The 16,348-nt window shown below is 47.8% G+C and carries 14 protein-coding genes; 5 read left to right on the top strand and 9 right to left on the bottom strand.

Annotated features, from left to right (window positions below; genetic code table 11):
- Positions 1 to 30: 30 nt before the first annotated feature.
- Positions 31 to 1,305 carry an NAD(P)/FAD-dependent oxidoreductase gene (locus LMG33818_RS08165; RefSeq protein ID WP_442322879.1) on the bottom strand — a complete coding sequence of 425 codons (1,275 nt, stop codon included), beginning with the start codon at positions 1,303 to 1,305 and terminating at the stop codon, positions 31 to 33.
- 509 nt (positions 1,306 to 1,814) lie between these two features.
- On the opposite strand from LMG33818_RS08165, the gene LMG33818_RS08160 reads away from it, so the two are divergent.
- Positions 1,815 to 2,156 (top strand): hypothetical protein, encoded by a 342-nt coding sequence (locus LMG33818_RS08160; RefSeq protein WP_442322878.1) that lies wholly within the window; start codon positions 1,815 to 1,817, stop codon positions 2,154 to 2,156.
- Between the two features lie 97 nt (positions 2,157 to 2,253).
- On the opposite strand, the gene LMG33818_RS08155 is transcribed toward LMG33818_RS08160, so the two are convergent.
- Entirely contained in the window at positions 2,254 to 3,066 is an 813-nt protein-coding gene (locus LMG33818_RS08155; protein WP_442322877.1) for a mechanosensitive ion channel family protein, read from the bottom strand.
- Between the two features lie 515 nt (positions 3,067 to 3,581).
- Here LMG33818_RS08155 and LMG33818_RS08150 point away from each other — a divergent pair.
- The gene (locus LMG33818_RS08150; RefSeq protein ID WP_442322876.1) at positions 3,582 to 4,208 is read left to right on the top strand and encodes a superoxide dismutase; all 627 of its coding nucleotides are present in this window, start codon (positions 3,582 to 3,584) and stop codon (positions 4,206 to 4,208) included.
- 317 nt (positions 4,209 to 4,525) lie between these two features.
- Positions 4,526 to 4,957 (top strand): DoxX family protein, encoded by a 432-nt coding sequence (locus tag LMG33818_RS08145; RefSeq protein ID WP_442322875.1) that lies wholly within the window; start codon positions 4,526 to 4,528, stop codon positions 4,955 to 4,957.
- Between the two features lie 139 nt (positions 4,958 to 5,096).
- Here LMG33818_RS08145 and gabT read toward each other — a convergent pair whose 3' ends face one another.
- Positions 5,097 to 6,368, bottom strand: coding sequence for a 4-aminobutyrate--2-oxoglutarate transaminase (gabT, locus tag LMG33818_RS08140; protein WP_442322874.1), 1,272 nt, complete (start codon positions 6,366 to 6,368; stop codon positions 5,097 to 5,099).
- Between the two features lie 341 nt (positions 6,369 to 6,709).
- On the opposite strand from gabT, the gene LMG33818_RS08135 reads away from it, so the two are divergent.
- Positions 6,710 to 7,876 carry a nucleotide sugar dehydrogenase gene (locus LMG33818_RS08135; protein WP_442322873.1) on the top strand — a complete coding sequence of 389 codons (1,167 nt, stop codon included), beginning with the start codon at positions 6,710 to 6,712 and terminating at the stop codon, positions 7,874 to 7,876.
- Positions 7,877 to 7,984: 108 nt separating this feature from the next.
- On the opposite strand, the gene LMG33818_RS08130 is transcribed toward LMG33818_RS08135, so the two are convergent.
- Both LMG33818_RS08130 and LMG33818_RS08125 read right to left on the bottom strand, forming a co-directional pair.
- Positions 7,985 to 9,313: an LLM class flavin-dependent oxidoreductase gene (locus LMG33818_RS08130; RefSeq protein WP_442322872.1), complete on the bottom strand. Its 1,329-nt coding sequence runs from the start codon at positions 9,311 to 9,313 to the stop codon at positions 7,985 to 7,987.
- Positions 9,314 to 9,419: 106 nt separating this feature from the next.
- The gene (locus tag LMG33818_RS08125; RefSeq protein WP_442322871.1) at positions 9,420 to 10,913 is read right to left on the bottom strand and encodes an MFS transporter; all 1,494 of its coding nucleotides are present in this window, start codon (positions 10,911 to 10,913) and stop codon (positions 9,420 to 9,422) included.
- Between the two features lie 126 nt (positions 10,914 to 11,039).
- On the opposite strand from LMG33818_RS08125, the gene hpxZ reads away from it, so the two are divergent.
- Entirely contained in the window at positions 11,040 to 11,423 is a 384-nt protein-coding gene (gene hpxZ / locus LMG33818_RS08120; RefSeq protein WP_442322870.1) for an oxalurate catabolism protein HpxZ, read from the top strand.
- A gap of 24 nt (positions 11,424 to 11,447) precedes the next feature.
- On the opposite strand, the gene LMG33818_RS08115 is transcribed toward hpxZ, so the two are convergent.
- The 4 genes from LMG33818_RS08115 to LMG33818_RS08100 form a co-directional block, all read right to left on the bottom strand.
- A complete protein-coding gene (locus LMG33818_RS08115) occupies positions 11,448 to 12,401 on the bottom strand; it encodes an SH3 domain-containing protein (RefSeq protein ID WP_442322869.1) in 954 nt (317 codons plus the stop codon).
- Positions 12,402 to 12,544: 143 nt separating this feature from the next.
- Positions 12,545 to 13,018, bottom strand: coding sequence for a hypothetical protein (locus LMG33818_RS08110; protein ID WP_442322868.1), 474 nt, complete (start codon positions 13,016 to 13,018; stop codon positions 12,545 to 12,547).
- Positions 13,019 to 13,111: 93 nt separating this feature from the next.
- Positions 13,112 to 13,996, bottom strand: a complete 885-nt coding sequence (locus LMG33818_RS08105) for an OmpA family protein (RefSeq protein ID WP_442322867.1) — start codon at positions 13,994 to 13,996, stop codon at positions 13,112 to 13,114.
- A gap of 11 nt (positions 13,997 to 14,007) precedes the next feature.
- On the bottom strand, positions 14,008 to 16,348 hold a 2,341-nt coding region (locus LMG33818_RS08100), incomplete at its 5' end, for a YadA family autotransporter adhesin (protein ID WP_442322866.1).

The following is a 16,348-nucleotide window of genomic DNA, read 5'->3' as shown; positions in this document are numbered from 1 at the left end:
TGAATGCCGTTGACCCATCATAATACACACTTATGATTTCTTCACATGTGCTTTAGTCAACCACTCGTGTCCTTTCAACATGCCATTCCAATAAATGAACGGTAAGGCCTCTGTTTTAAGGAACCAGTAAAATTTGCGCGGCACTTTCGGGTCAAGAGGGAGTGTGGGTAGCAATTTCCCCCCATAACCGAATTCTGCCAGGACGACTTTTCCTCGTTCGACCGTTAAGGGGCATGCGCCATAGCCATCATAATGGGCTGACAATGCACGACCTTCACGTTTTGCCAGCAAATTATCGGCGACAATAACCACCTGAACTCTGGCGGCGGCTACTGTCTTGGCATTACTGGTACCGATGCAGTCACCCAACGCGAATACGTTGTCATATCGCGTGTGTTGAAGTGTTGAGGCATCCACATCACACCATCCTGCCTCATTACCTAAACCGCTCTCTTTAATGAAAGATGGGGCGACCTGAGGGGGAACGACATGAATAAAATCGAACGATTCTTCAACGCGCTCTTTTTTACCATGCTCGGTAGCGACTTCAAATGTAGCTTTTTTACTATCACCATCGATAGCGACCAGATTCTTGCCAAAACTGGTTTTGGCATCGTAACGCTCGATGTAGCTTTCCAATACAGGAACAAAGTCAGCTACGCCGAAAAGTGCATTTCCTGCCAGCGTGAATTCAACATCAATACCGCTGATATTACCTTGTTGTAGCCAATAATCACAGGAGAGATAAAGCGCTTTCTGTGGCGCGCCTGCACATTTGATAGGCATGCCCGGTTGCGTAAAAATCGCTTTGCCTGAAGAGAGATTTTTTACCAACTGCCACGTATAAGGTGCCAGGTCCAGGCGATAGTTGGAGGTTACGCCATTTTTACCCAGCGTTTCCTCAAGTCCATCGATTTTCTCCCATGCGAGGCGTAGTCCCGGACAGATGACCAATTGCTGATATTCAATGCTGCGTGAACTCCCTTCCAGCGTCACTTTTTGCTCTTCCGGAGAAACACTACTTACAGCGCCTTGAATCCAGTCAGCTCCTTTCGGTATAACTTCTGTCGTGGCTCGTACGGTTTTACCAACGTCATAAAGGCCGCCACCCACCAGTGTCCACGCAGGTTGGTAGCAATGTTTGGCACTGGGTTCGATAATGGCAACACGGAGTTGCGGAGAGCGTTTGAGCAAGCTGGCGCTTATGGCAATACCTGCCGATCCACCACCTACGATGACAACATCATAGGCTTCAGTGTAGTGGGTTGAGGTATCCTGCTGTGGTTGGGGGGTGTCTGAACTCATTGGTGGCTCTCTATAGGGTAAATAGATGTATTACTTTTGAGGATAGATCAATATTGCGTCCTATTGAAGTCATCAAAATCAGATAATTCCCACAAACGCCCCCTCTTTCTTGCGGCGAATTTCTTTATGAACATCAGCCTTTATCCGTTCTTTCTTTTTATCTTCTCTTGCTCCTCATCCGTGGTCATGAGCGAGCATGGTCATTTAATACAGTTCCGCCAGCCAGAGCATCTCATGAATGCAACATAAGCAATCTTCTATGGCTATAGTCTGATAACGTATTTTTAGATTGTGCGTTTACAACGAAAAAAAGCATGTATACTGCCATGTAGAGCAGTAATTATATTGTATTAGCGGCGTTAGGGCAGGTGAGGTTCGCCTTTTGGGGAGGCCAATTGCCTCATTGTGCATGCGCGTCGCTGGTTGTGTTTTGAAGATGAATAATTGACTCAAGTAATCCATCGGCTTGGATATTTATTCAGTGTCCGACACTGGAGGAGGAACCAGAAATGTCAGGAAAATTGCTTTCGTCTGTAGCACTTGTAATGGGTATGGCCTTGGCAGTTGTTTGTACACAAGCTTATGCGCAGACACCATCCACAGATACTTCGCAAAGTCATGCACTCGTACAGCAGTGTCTTCAGCAGGCGCAGGCAAAAGACGGCAAGACGTTTCACTCCAATATGGTCGCCAGTACCAATATTAGTCGTTACGTAGCCCACCAACCATTTCGTTTAACCGTGAGTCTTGAAGGGCAGGGAAATGCCTTTTTCAATATCTCTTGCCATGTAGATACCTCTGGCCAGGTAAGTTATCAGGGATATGGGGCCAGCGGTATGCCGTTGGATTAATCAAGTCATCGCTAGGCAGAACAATACGAAAAGAGCTGGTCATAGAGGAAATGACCAGCTCTTTTTTGTGAATTCACACGTTATCGGTAATGGGGTTTTAGCTTGTGGTTACCGGGGCTGTGCGTGTAGTTGTACCCAAATGATAGCCATTGGCTTTCAAGGTTTGGATGGCTTCTTCTGAATATTGGTTAGTCAACGCCGTTGTATAATTTGTTGAACTCAGGAAGTTGATCGAAACAGAAATATTGGCCACCTTGGGTGAGAACGTGACGTAAGGTGCAGAAGACGTGGAGATACGGTCGTCTCCCTTGAACATGGCAAGAAGCAGCTCGCGGGCCTGATCCACATCATCATTATAATCAATCAGGATATTGATTGTTCCCCAGCGCAAATCATGTTCGGTATTGTTCAGGACGATACCATTCGAAAGCGTGCCATTAGGTACATAAATAATGTCATTGTTTAGCGCGCGCAGGATGGTTCTAAACATTTCAATTGAAACGACAGTCCCTGACACCCCTCCACAAGTGATGTAATCACCGGCTTTGAAGGGGCGGAAGAGCAATATCAGTACACCGCCGGCAAAGTTTGCCAAACTGCCTTGCAACGCCATACCTACAGCTAAACCAGCGGCACCCAATACAGCGACGAACGAGGTTGTGGCAATACCTACCATGGAGGCGACGCTGATTAATAGCAATGCCTTGAGCATGAGGCCTGCCACGCTTTGAACAAAGCCTTGTAAAGTCGGTTCAACTTTGCGGGCCTGCATGGCCTTGGTAAAGCCCTTGAGTACCAGGTTGATAATCCACCAACCAATGATGAGTACCAGAATTGCCGCAACGGCACGGCCAGCATAGCCGATCAGGGTGGGAATGAGGGAGCTCAGTTGATCCCAAATCTTTTGCATGTGTGAGTCCATAATAATCCTGTCATGAACGTTGTCTTTAAGTGACGTGCGGAAGTCTTTCGATGAAGCATCCACCTTGGGGCCTACCCTACAAAGGCCGTATGGGTAAAACTATAGTATGGCGTTACATTTTTAGCAGTGATAATAGAGTATTTACATGTAAAATTTCGTATCACGTATAGCTTGAATTTCGCGTGGTCTGGCCGAATATAAATATAATGTCACATTTGATGGCATTTGGATGTAATCGTTCCGTGACGGAAGACATTATGTTAATTACCACAGCCTTGTTGGATTGCTTTATTAATCCCATTGTTCTTTAGCTAATGACTTCTGGGTATTTGCATGAGTCCTTGTGTACTCCTATTATCGTGAGTACAGGTAACAGTCGCCTCGGATTTATGCAGTTTGGATGAATGTTCATTCAAACGAGCAAGAGGGGTCAAACGATATTGGTAAACGGAGATTACTACCAATATCACTAAATGAAGAAATTAGAGAGAGGAGTGACTGCAATGGCATATGAACTACCAAAACTGCCTTACGCCTATGATGCTTTGGAACCCTATTTCGATAAAGAAACCATGGAGATCCACTACACCAAGCATCATCAGACGTATGTAACCAATGCGAATGCGGCACTTGAGAAACTGCCTGAATTTGCTGATCTGGCACCCGAAGAATTAGTGACCAAACTGTCTGAAGTCCCGGAATCCAGCCGTACGGCTATTCGTAACAACGTGGGTGGGCATGCGAACCATTCCCTGTTCTGGACTGTTCTGACACCTAATGCAAAATCAGAGCCTTCTGCAGAGCTCAAATCTGCTATTGAAGATGCATTTGGCAGCTTTGATAAGTTCAAGGAAGATTTTGCTACTGCCGCTAAAGGCCGTTTCGGTTCTGGTTGGGCATGGCTGGTGGTAAAAGATGGCAAATTGGCTATCGGATCAACCGCTAACCAGGATAGCCCTCTTTCCTCCAAGGAATTTGGTGGCCTGGAAGCGACGCCTGTTTTAGGTCTGGATGTGTGGGAGCACGCATATTACCTGCACTATCAAAATCGTCGCCCTGATTACATCGGTGCCTTCTGGCACATTGTAAACTGGGATGAAGTTGAAAAACGCTATAAAGCGGCTCTTTGATCCAGGGATAAAATGAACAGAGTTAGCAATCTTCTACGCTGGCTGTGTTCATGAATATAAAACGCCGGATATGGTTTCTTCACCTATCCGGCGTTTTTTTTGGTTAACTTCTACCAGAAATTTATAAATACGAGATAATCCGGGAATTGAGTTGTACTTGGCTTCCCTTCCATGACAAAACATTTTGTCAGCCTGAGTTTGACAATTAATCAATAATTTTCAGTGAAAAATTTGTTATCATCTATCACAATTGCATTATGTGGTTTTTGAGCTAGTGTATATAAAACTCTATAATTTGTTTTGTGAGGGAAGATCTTATGTCAGTTGTTGACAGAATGGCGCCAGGCAAGGATTTGGCATTGCTTATCGCACGTATCTTGATGGTTATTTTGTTCCTGTGGAGCGGATGGGCAAAAATCAGTGGTTTTTCTGCGACCGTTAGTGAGTTTACGGCTATGGGAGTTCCCATGCCTACGCTGGCGACTATCATTGCAGCATTGGCTGAATTTCCGGCCATGATTCTGATTCTGGTCGGATTTTATACGCGTCCGCTCTCCATCCTGCTAGCTATATACGTGCTGGCGACTGCATTCATTGGTCACCCGTACTGGGCAGTTCCCCAGGCAGAAAGACTAATGATGGAAATCAACTTTTATAAGAACTTTTCTATCGCGGGTGGTTTGGTTGCTATCTACGCAGCGGGTGCTGGGCGATTCTCTCTGGACGCGCTGCGTGGGCGTAACGCGTAATCTTCAGGGAAAAGTATGAGTGGGGTGAGCATGTAGGAGCTACATCTCTGTTGCTCAACCTACCTCATCGCTATTGCGGTATAAATGAAAACCTCTGCAGGCATTGGGCTTGCAGAGGTTTTTTTCATGAAGACGATTTTTATTGGAGGGCTGCGTCTACAGATTCAGCAAGAATACCTAGCGCTTCATCAAAGAGTTCATCTTCAATAGTCAATGGATACAAGAACCTAATAACGTTTCCATAGACACCACAGGTCAGCAGTAACAGCCCTCGTTTGAGTGCTTCCTGTTGAATACGTGTTGTCAGTTCCCCTGCAGGTTTATCCTCTGTGGTGAAAAATTCAGCAGCGACCATGCTGCCAAGGCCTCTCACTCCTTTTAACTGAGGGTATTCACCGGCAAGCTCTTTCAGTTTATTTATTAAGCGTTCTCCCAGCTTCTGAGCACGATCCAAGAGCTTTTCTTCTTCAATCACATCAATAACAGCAAGCGCTGATGCAATTGCCAGCGGGTTACCTGCATATGTTCCCCCTAATGAACCAGGTACAGGTTTATCCAGTAAATCTGCCCGGCCGACAATACCGGACAGAGGCATACCTCCGGCCAGACTCTTGGCAAATGTGGTGATATCTGCGGCTGATTCGTAATGTTCCATCGCAAAGAATGTACCTGTGCGCGCAAAACCACACTGAACTTCATCTGCAATCATCACGATGCCATGTTCATCGCATAACTGGCGGATACGTTCTACAAATTCTTTTGGCGCCGGATTGAATCCGCCTTCGCCCTGTACGGGCTCAAAGATAATGGCAGCTACGCTGGAAGCTTCAATATCCGTTTTGAAGAGCTGCGAAATAGCATTGAGTGAATCGTCGACTGAGACACCATGCAATTCATTGGGAAAGGGGGCACGGTATACGCCAGAAGGCATTGGACCGGCCCCAATTTTGTATGGTGCGGTTTTACCTGTCAGCGCCAGTGTCATGGCGGTACGACCATGGAAAGCACCGCTAAAGGCGATCACGTTGGAGCGCCCGGTTGCAATCCTGGCAACTTTAACCGCATTTTCTACCGCTTCCGCGCCTGTAGTGAAAAAGGCGGCTTTTTTATTAAAGTCCCCTTTTGCACGCACCGTGATCTTGCTGGCGAGCTCCGCATAGCCCGCATAAGGCACTATCTGATAAGCCGTATGCGTAAATTGGCTTAGCTGTTGTTGAATGGCGTCGACGAGTTTTGGGTGTCGATGTCCAGTGTTTAGTACGGCAATACCCGCTGCAAAATCAATATAACGGTTCCCATCCGTGTCCCATAATTGCGCGTTTTCTGCTCGTGCAGCATGGAAATCACACATGACGCTTACGCCATTGGAGACGTGTTCCGCACGCAGCTGCTTCAGTTCTTTGTTGTTCACTTCATACCCCAAAAACAAGGTGGACGATGGATTGTAGCGGATACACTGAGGTGTATGCCGGGTGATATGTTTATACCTCCGTGTATTTTATGAATATTGCGGTAAATAACGTATATAAGGCAATAGTCTTTTGTTGGGCATTTGTTCAAGCGTAAGGGAAAGCCTGAAAGTAAAAATGATAATTCAGAAAATATGATGGGTAGATCTAAAGCTAGTGTCAGGATAGTGAGTATGCTAATAATGCTTGCTTCGTGAGTACTATATGCAGTCAAACAAATGACAGGCCGGTGCATGGCAGATATATTTAGGTCTGTTTTGTATTAGCCGTTAAGTGAGCAAGTATGAAAATTGCAGTTGCAGGCACGGGATACGTAGGATTATCCAACGCAATGCTGTTATCTCAGCAACATCAGGTTGTTGCAGTTGATATTGATTCTGAGAAGGTGGAAAAGCTCCAGAGAAGAATTAGCCCCATCGTCGATGATGATATTGAGCGCTTTCTGAGAGAAAAGTCTTTGCACTTCGCTGCAACACTGGAACCCCGTGAAGCCTATGCGGATGCAGATTGGGTCATTATTGCTACGCCAACCAATTATGACCCTGAACGTAATTTCTTTGATACGTCCAGCGTTGACGCTGTTATAAAACAAGTGTGTTCGCTCAACCCCAATGCCGTCATGGTTATTAAATCCACTGTTCCCGTGGGTTATACGCAGGAAGCGCGTACGCGTTTTGGTACGGACAATCTGATTTTTTCTCCTGAATTCCTGCGTGAAGGCAAAGCTCTACACGATAACCTGTATCCTTCACGTATTATCATTGGTGAAGTGTCGGAGCGTGCAGAAAGATTTGCTGCACTGCTCAAGGAAGGGGCTATCAAGGAAGATATACCCACTCTCTTCGTAGGTAGCACTGAAGCAGAGGCTATCAAGCTTTTTGCGAATACCTACCTGGCGATGCGTGTTGCCTACTTCAACGAGTTGGATAGCTTTGCATCCATCCGCGGTCTGAATTCAAAACAAATTATTGAAGGTGTTGGGCTCGATCCTCGTATTGGCACCCATTATCGGAACCCGAGCTTTGGCTATGGGGGCTATTGCCTGCCCAAGGATACCAAACAGTTGTTGGCAAACTATGAAGATGTGCCTAATAATCTGATTGGAGCGATTGTAGAGGCCAACCGCACACGTAAGGATTTTATTGCGGATTCCATTTTGGAAAGACAGCCGAAAGTGGTGGGGATATATCGCCTGATCATGAAGTCCGGCTCTGATAATTTCCGTGCCAGTGCCATTCAAGGCATCATGAAGCGGCTCAAAGCCAAAGGTATTGAAGTGATCGTTTATGAACCCGTTCTGGAAACAGATGAATTTTTCAGTTCAGATGTCGTCAAGGATCTTGCTGAATTCAAGCAACGTTGTGATGTGATTGTCGCTAACCGTTTGAACAGTGATCTGGATGATGTCAGGGACAAGGTCTATACGCGTGACCTGTTCGGGCAGGATTAACACATAATCTCATGCTCACCATCATCCGTTGAGGATGGCTAACATCCTTCCAAGTGCTGGATTCGGGATATGACTGAATCCAGCACTTTTGTTTTCACCACGCTGCCATCAGGAAAAAAACGGATTATTGGGGCGAGGTAATCCCAGGTTCTCCCTTAATGTTGTACCTTCATATTCGCGTCGAAAAATTCCGCGTCTTTGCAGTTCAGGTACAACGTTATCAACGAATTCATCCAGGCCGCCCGGTAGCCATGGGAACATGATATTAAATCCATCGCTCGCCCGTTCTTCGAGCCATGCCTGCATTTCATCGGCAATACTTTCGGCCGTACCTACAAAGGTAAGCCCACCATAGCCACCCAAGCGCTGAGCAAGTTGTTTTACCGTCAGATTCTCGCGTCTGGCCAGGCGGATTGTTCTCTCTCGCCCACTTTTGCTGTGATTGGTTTCAGGGATATCTTCTGGCAGAGGTGCATCTGGATCGAATTGTGAGGCATCTACACCCAATGCAATAGAGAGCGAGGCAATGGCACTGTCATAATTGACCAGACTATCCAGTTTGGCATGCTTGCGTTTGGCCTCCTCTAGTGTCTCCCCCACAATAACCAGTACACCCGGCAGTATCTTCAGATGCTCCGGGTTTCGTCCTATGGCTTCCATTCGTTTCTTCACATCTGAATAGAATGCCTGACCATCTTCCAGTGTCTGTGTGGATGTAAAGACGACTTCTGCAGTTTCAGCGGCAAGTTGACGCCCTGCATCCGAAGCCCCTGCCTGTACAATGACAGGCCATCCCTGTACAGGACGCGCGATATGAAGAGGACCGCTTACATTGAAATGGTCACCATGAAAATCCAGGCGATGAAGTTTTTCGGGGTCGAAATAGATACCCTCTTCTACATCGCGAATAAAGGCATCATCCGCCCAGCTGTCCCACAGGCCTGTCACGACATTATAAAATTCGCGCGCGCGGGCGTAACGTTCGGCATGATTTGGCAGGTCTGTTTTACCGAAATTCCGTGCCGCATCCGGATTGGCTGTTGTAACGACGTTCCAGCCAGCACGGCCATGGCTCAGGTGATCCAGTGAGGCGAAGCGCCGGGCAATATTGAAGGGTTCCTCGAATGTTGTGGAGGCCGTCGCGACGAGCCCTATCCGTTCCGTGACCTGACTGAGTGCCGAGAGCAATGTGAAGGGTTCGAACGACGTCGCCGTATGGCTTCTCTTCAAGGCGTTCATGGGCATATTGAGTAACGCCAAATGATCTGCCATGAAGAAAGCATCAAATTTTGCCGATTCGAGCTTTTGAGCGAATTGCTTTAAATGATTGAAATTAAAATTGGCATCCGAATAGGCGCCAGGATAACGCCATGCCCCAGTATGGATGGAGACAGGACGCATAAAGGCTCCCAACTTGAGTTGTCGAGTATTGCTCATAACATACCTATCGCTTGGCTGATTGGAGAAAAGTTAAACCTATGTTTATTAGTATGTTAGCAAAAGGCTGTTTCACACATACGGGTATAAGAGCTTCATGCGATCCTTATTCAAGTTGATCGGCCTGTTCATCAAGATCAACATCCCGCTGCGTTGGCTCTACACGCACCATAAATAAGGCAATAATGGGTAGTACCGGAGCAACGGCAATAATCCAGAACATATTATTGCCATAAGCATGTTGCAGGATGGGCATAATGAAGAGTGCCAATGCGCCACCAATCCCTGCACAAGCACGCGCAAAGCCCACCCCGCTGGCTCGTATGGCTGTTGGGAATGCCAATGCCGGATAAACCATTTCCTGCGCACCGGGGCCGAATCCTTCGGCAAAAAGCCATAACCCCAGCATGAGTACTGCCAGTGCAATTCCCCATAGTGCTTCGGGATGCCCCAATAATGCCAGTGTAATCAATGAGATAAATTGCAAAATAAACCCGACAATAAGTATATGGCGAGATGGGTATTTCCATGCGAGTTTCATCCCTAATAATCCTCCTGTGAAGGCAAAGAGGATATTTAATCCCAAAGATGCCGAGATTGTCTGGAAGACACTGGCGCCGAGAAAGTTTTGCAGGATCGTGGGCAGAAAAAAAGCAATTGCAGTATATTCGAAAGAGATACAAACACCCATTAGGCCGGAAACAATAGCGATTTGTCGATAAGGTGGTCGTAAAATGGCTTTCAAATCCACTTTGTTCTTATAGGTAACTGGACTTTTCGTCTGCCCGGTTAGTGCCTGGGAGTCATCTGTATTCTCTGCAGTGGCAGGAATGCCATAGGCCTCCCTCAGAATACGTGCAGCGTTTTCAAGGTCGCCCTGATTGGCGGCCCAATGGGGAGATTCCTTCATGAATTTTGAACGGACTGAGACGATAATGAGAGCAGGAACGGCGCCGAACAATAATGATACGCGCCATATCCAGTCTTCGTAGGCTGTGGGCAAGATCAGGTAAAAGATAAATACGATCAAAAAGCAGGCGCTTGAGGCCGCATACCACATGGGGCACCATGCGGCGAGTCGTGACCCTTTATTGCCCTTACCAGTGAATTTCGAAAACTCCGCCAAGTAGGCCATTGCAACAGGTAAATCGATCCCAATACCTATCCCCATCAGAAAGCGTGCTCCGATCAATACCCAGACATTGGGTGCCAGGCCGGCAGCAATCGCTGATATCACAAAGAACAGCATATCGGCCATGAAGACGGAGTATCGTCCGTATTTATCTGTCATCCATCCCCCGACTATATTGCCCAGAATCGTGCCTATCGTGATGGAGGACGTCACAATGCCTGTAAGTACCGGGCTGAGAGCGAACTCCTTGACGACATCATCAATCCCATAGGAAAGTGTCGTGAGGTCATAGGCATCCAGAAAGACACCGCCCAGTGCGAGTAACACAATCATGCGTGCATAACGATTGCTGTTGCCATGTGTATTGATCAGACGCGTGACATCACTGACAGAGCGTATCCTATGGGTATGACCAGATGAGGCGCTGGCATGACGATTATTCTGAGTGGTATGGGTGATGCTGGTCATAGGGGTGATCCTGGTGAATTACCAATGATTGGAAAAGTACTATTCCTCCATGAATGATCGCCTGCTGTGAAATATTCTTTACGACTTTTCAAATAATCGATTGGCTATAAAAGGGACAGGAACGTAATGGATATCAATCGACCTGATGTTCTGGCTGAAGTAAATGCGGCATGTGATGCCTACGAATCAGCCCTGATGAGTAATGATCTGGACACATTGGACCAGTTGTTTCAGGATTCATCGGAGACGGTACGTTATGGTGTGGGAGAAAACCTGTATGGAATTGATGAGATAAGAGGATTTCGTAGCACGCGCCCCGGCGGATCACCTCACCGCGAAGTAGTAAAACGTGTGGTTACTACTTATGGTGATATGGTAGGAGTATCGAATCTTGAGTTCCAGCGTGAGGGGAGTTCCGCTGTGGGTCGGCAAAGCCAAACCTGGCTGAAAACACCCTCAGGCTGGCGTATTGTAAGTGCGCATGTCTCATTGATGGGCAGGACGCACTAGCCATTCGCTAACTCGTTTGGAATGCTATTTCTTCAGTGAAGTAAGACTGGTATCGATCCAGCCTAGGTGTTGAGTTGTCCCGGATGGGATATAAATCTGAGCCCACCCATTCATCGTACCCAATACATGGAATGTGGTGTCTTTTTTGACGGAAATCACACGATTGTATTGTGTACCCGCGCCCGCGCGAATGTTTGCTGTAGTGGATGTGATTGTTAGTGTAGGCAGGTGCTTAAGGCTTGCTTGAATCTGCGTGGCAGCCTGTTGTATCTCTTGATTTTGTGCCATGGCAAACCAGAAGCTGGACCATATATAGCTTTGTGGAACACCATGCCCTTGCAAATAAAGGTTGCCTAAATTGTCTTGTGCATTACCGTTACCGGCCTTGGCCGATTGCAAGTACCAGTTCAGCGCTTGCTTATAGTCCTTACTGACGCCCATACCGTTTTCGTAGAGGATGCCCAGATTATTCTGTGCGGCGACGTTCCCAGATTGGGCAGCCTTGCTCATCCATTGAAAGGCCTGATGATAGTCTCGGCTGACAATTTCACCGCTGATATAAAACATACCAAGTTGATAGGCTGCTTGAGCATTGCCCTGATTTGCCGCTTGTGACAGCCATTGGATAGCATCACTGGGGTGCCCATTCGGTACTTCATTTCGGAGGTAAAGCTGGGCCAGATGTACTTGTGCATCTTCCTGCCCGCTATTGGCGGCCAATGTATACCACTTAAGTGCCTGAGCCAGGTTTTTGCGTACTCCTTTTCCGGCCTCAAAAGCTTGCCCCAAGGCATCCTGTGAGTCCGGATCTCCTTTCTCGGCAGAGGCATCCCAGTCATACACAGCGGAGGCATATTGGCCATTCTCGAATAGCCTCATGCCTGAAGCATAGTCAGCATAGGCTGAAGGAGTGATCGTTCCAATGAGTCCGCAAATAAGGGCGAAGCCAGTAGCCGCTTTTACGATGTGATTATTCATGATGCTTGATCGGCCATAAACGTTGAACAGGGAGTGATAACTGACTTTATAACACTCAAGTGCCTGCTTAAATATGACGCTGAAAGGAAATTGTATGGAAGAGGCATGCCGTATCGCCTACAGGCGATACGGCATGTTCATGATCAGTGGTGATCAGGAGCTGAATGGTCTGAGTTATTGTCGGGTGTTGCTGGTGCTTGCTGTTGTGCAGGCTGTTGGTTCTGCTGTGGTGCACCAGCACCTGGTGTTTGGATCTGATGTCTTTGATGAGTAATGACACAAATCAGCCCATTGCCTACATCCTGAATGGGATAATTGGTATTACAGAACAAGGCAATCGTGTTCAGTTTTCTGGCAGCAACGACACTCTGGCTGGGTGCCTGCCCATTCACTGGGGCATTCAGTTGTGCCAGGAAGAGCTTCCCTTCAGGACACTGTGCAGCCTGACCGTTGGTAGCTGCCACGCAGATAGAGCTTTGGTCAACGTGATGAGGACCAGCATCGGGCGGTGGCGGGTTACCATGACCTGAACAACCAGCAATTGCAACGGCTGTTACACCTACTGCAGTGGCGATCGGGAGTTTGAAGCCTTTAAATAATTGTCCAACATTCCACATAACGTCTTGATTCCTTTTTGGGTTCACTGCAGGAAACGCATCCCTGTTCTCGGCTCTTGCTTACCTGGCAACCCCCCTCATTGGGAGGTTACATTAGTTAGTACTTGGCTGACCTACTGTTGTTGAAGGGGTGCTCACATTGGAATTTTCATAGGTAATATGGCGTTTTGCAGGCGCCTTCTGCTTCCCGTCAATTTCAATGTCCACTCGCCTGTTTGGGGCCAGACAACTCTTGAGTTCATTACCGTAGGGATAACCATTACAGGCTTTTACCTGATCCGCTGACCCCATACCCTGCGACTGAAGCCTGTTGGTTACTAACCCATGCGCAGACAGATAGGCTGCTACGGTATTGGCACGCTGTTGTGACAGTGGCTGATTATGGGCATCGGATCCCAATCGGTCAGTATAGCCACGTACTACAATACTTGGAGACGCATATTCTGTATTGACTTCCTGTACCACTTTATCCAGCGCTCTTTGGCCTTCAAAGCTCAATTGGGACTTATCAAAATCAAATAATACATCCCCACTTAGAATGATGTGCTTGTTCTGAATTTGTACCGGTACCAGAAGTGTAGGACATTGCGGATCTTTCCACCGTGTATTGTCCACTTGCATGTTCTTGTCGAAATGCACCTGATACTGACAGGTCAGGTAGTTACTATGGTCGTTGTAATAAAGGTTGAACGCATAGTTCCAGGTATGAACATTGAAGAAGCCTTCGTCATACTGAGGAACACCCAACAACTGACGCACTTCGTCCTTGGTTTCCCCTTTGCTAACCCTCAGGACAGCCTGAGGATCGACAAAGTCACCACCCTTGTAATAATTGTAAACAGCAGGGAAACCATTCCCTGCCTTTTTGTAGGATGTATGGTAATCACCTCCGGGTGTTGCACACCCGGCGAGTGAAACACATGCGATCCCTGCCACGAGGCCACCCATCAAGATGGCGGGATTCAGTCTCTTTTTCATTATGGTTTCCTTTACCATTGCCAGCCGACGCCAACACCTGCACCGAAATGTCCTTGTGTATCACCGGTCATGCTGCCTTTGAATACGACTCGTCCATTATCCGAGAGGCGCGAGAGGCCGACAGATACTGCTGACTGACCCTGATAGGTACCAGCCCCTGCTGATATCATGCTCTTGCCGGGGATCATGGACTGCGGCAAGTTGGCTGCAGCCAAGGCGCTGGCTGTACCCGCATCCGCATCCTGCTTAACATCTCTCATGCGGTGGACAAGGTTATTACCCAGCTGATCCAGCTGATTCACATTCGCAGCATCTGTACCAGAGGTTCCTGCGGCTACGTTGTGGATTTGTGTTCCACCATCACCTTTCATGGTCACGCTGTTGTAGTTGGTCGTTCCATCAGCATTCTTGTCATAATTGACAGCCCCTTGCTGGACAGACTTCAACTGACGAACATTGACAGCATCCGTATCTTCTGTACCACCCGCAACGTTGGTGATCTGACGTTCATTACCAGCGCTACCCACAGAAACTGCGCCCTGAGTAGAGTTGACAGTGGTTCCAGAGAAGGCCTCTTTCTTGCCATTCATGCCTGAACGGTCAGCTACCGAGTTCGCACCAAGCGCTACACTACCAGAAGACTTGGCATCCGCATTGGCACCTAGAGCAGTCGCATTATTGGCTTCTGCTTTACTATGAGCCCCGGAAGCAACTGCTGCCGAACCCTTAGCTGTTGCCCCTTCACCTGATGCGATGCTGCTTGCTCCGTCTGCAACGGCCTCAGGCCCTATAGCGACACTGTTGGAGCCATTGGCTTGTGAGTCAGCCTCATCACTATTGGCATGGAAGTACTTGGTACCATTTGTGGTGATGTTGTTGATGTTTTGCTCAGCATTCCACAGCTGGCTACCATTGACTGCATCGGTACTGTTCTGGCTTACATCACCATCTGCCACGTTGGTGATCTTGTCGCCGCCAGCATTGATACCGGATGACGTCATGCTTGGGCCATTGGCAATAGTCACACCATCGTTATTCACGGTGGTATTGCCAGTTTTCACACTACCATCTTTGCCAAGATCCAGGTTGTTATTCATGGAGACCTGAACGTTACTGCCATTCTGAGTCACTTTCAGGTTTTTCTCCCCTGGGGCGGTACCGATATCAACAGTGCCTCCGGGCGCAATATTCGTTTTATCCTGTCCACCATTGGTTGTCAGGTTCCAGCCTGCAGAAGCATCCTGCTGTACAGACCAGAGCTGGCTACCATTGACTGCATCAGTACTTGTGGAGCTGATATCGCCGTCTGCTACGTTGGTGACTTTTTTGCCGCCAGCATCCACACCATTGCTGGTGACACTCGGGCCGCCTTTAATTGTCAGACCATTGTTATTGACAGTGGTATTGCCGTTGGTCAAACCATCGCTATTAACAATGGTGTTACCCATGGCGATACTTCCTGTATCACCCAGATTCAGGTTGTCGGCGAGACCCACCGAGACATTATTGCCTGAATGGTTGATGGTCAGATTCTTGTTTGTCGGTGTGAAGTCAACAGTATCTCCAGGTGCCACTTTGCTGGCATCTTTCGAGTCGCCGTTGGTGCTGACATTCCAGCCTTTGTTAGCCACATTACTGACGTCGGTCAACTGGTTGATGTTGGCAGCATCCGTACCATTTTTACCCGGGGCAACATTGGTAATGGTTTTGCCTCCCGCATCAATACCATTGCTGGTGACACTCGGTCCATTGGTAATGGAAAGACCGCTGTTATTGACGGTCGTGTTACCTGTGGTGAGACTGCCATCGCTACCAAGATTGACGTCCTTGTTCAGTGCAACAGTCAACGTATCGTTGCCATTGGCGACGACGCCAATATTGCCTTTCGTCAGATCTTTGCTGTTGTCAGCGCCACCTTTGATCGAAACGGTCTGACCCAGATTACGGTGGACGTTATCACCACTGTCACCCGCAAAGGTGAGGCCTTTATTGGTCAGGTCATTATTTTGATCATGCAGCTGATTAACGTTGACTGCATCGGTACCCGCGGTACCTGCTTTAACGTTAGTGATCTGTGATCCTCCAGCATCGATACCACTGGTTGTGATACTGGGTCCATTAGTAATAGATACACCGTTACCGTTGAGCGTGGTATTACCGTTGGTTACCCCATCATTGTTAATGGTGGTGTTGCCGGTCGTAATGGAACCGTTATCACCCAGATCCAGGTTGTCTGCCAGTCCCAGTTTGACGTTGTCGCCATCATGGGAAACGGTCAGGTTCTTGTTGGTCGGAGTGAAGTCAACAGTGCTGCCCGGTGCCACGTTGCTGGCCCCTTTCGAATCACCATTG

The organism is Cernens ardua (genome assembly GCF_051251085.1).
Lineage (GTDB): Bacteria > Pseudomonadota > Gammaproteobacteria > Pseudomonadales > Halomonadaceae > Cernens > Cernens ardua.
The sequence above is the reverse complement of the archived record's forward strand: the minus strand, read 5'-3'. Positions and strand labels throughout refer to the sequence as shown.

What these genes read in the sequence shown, in the direction of transcription:
- LMG33818_RS08165 (WP_442322879.1), bottom strand. Translation starts at nt 1,305, where the DNA reads ATGAGTTCAGACACCCCCCAACCACAGCAGGATACCTCAACCCACTAC.
- LMG33818_RS08160 (WP_442322878.1), top strand. Translation starts at nt 1,815, where the DNA reads ATGTCAGGAAAATTGCTTTCGTCTGTAGCACTTGTAATGGGTATGGCC.
- LMG33818_RS08155 (WP_442322877.1), bottom strand. Translation starts at nt 3,066, where the DNA reads ATGCAAAAGATTTGGGATCAACTGAGCTCCCTCATTCCCACCCTGATC.
- LMG33818_RS08150 (WP_442322876.1), top strand. Translation starts at nt 3,582, where the DNA reads ATGGCATATGAACTACCAAAACTGCCTTACGCCTATGATGCTTTGGAA.
- LMG33818_RS08145 (WP_442322875.1), top strand. Translation starts at nt 4,526, where the DNA reads ATGTCAGTTGTTGACAGAATGGCGCCAGGCAAGGATTTGGCATTGCTT.
- LMG33818_RS08135 (WP_442322873.1), top strand. Translation starts at nt 6,710, where the DNA reads ATGAAAATTGCAGTTGCAGGCACGGGATACGTAGGATTATCCAACGCA.
- LMG33818_RS08130 (WP_442322872.1), bottom strand. Translation starts at nt 9,313, where the DNA reads ATGAGCAATACTCGACAACTCAAGTTGGGAGCCTTTATGCGTCCTGTC.
- LMG33818_RS08125 (WP_442322871.1), bottom strand. Translation starts at nt 10,913, where the DNA reads ATGACCAGCATCACCCATACCACTCAGAATAATCGTCATGCCAGCGCC.
- hpxZ (WP_442322870.1), top strand. Translation starts at nt 11,040, where the DNA reads ATGGATATCAATCGACCTGATGTTCTGGCTGAAGTAAATGCGGCATGT.
- LMG33818_RS08115 (WP_442322869.1), bottom strand. Translation starts at nt 12,401, where the DNA reads ATGAATAATCACATCGTAAAAGCGGCTACTGGCTTCGCCCTTATTTGC.
- LMG33818_RS08110 (WP_442322868.1), bottom strand. Translation starts at nt 13,018, where the DNA reads ATGTGGAATGTTGGACAATTATTTAAAGGCTTCAAACTCCCGATCGCC.
- LMG33818_RS08105 (WP_442322867.1), bottom strand. Translation starts at nt 13,996, where the DNA reads ATGAAAAAGAGACTGAATCCCGCCATCTTGATGGGTGGCCTCGTGGCA.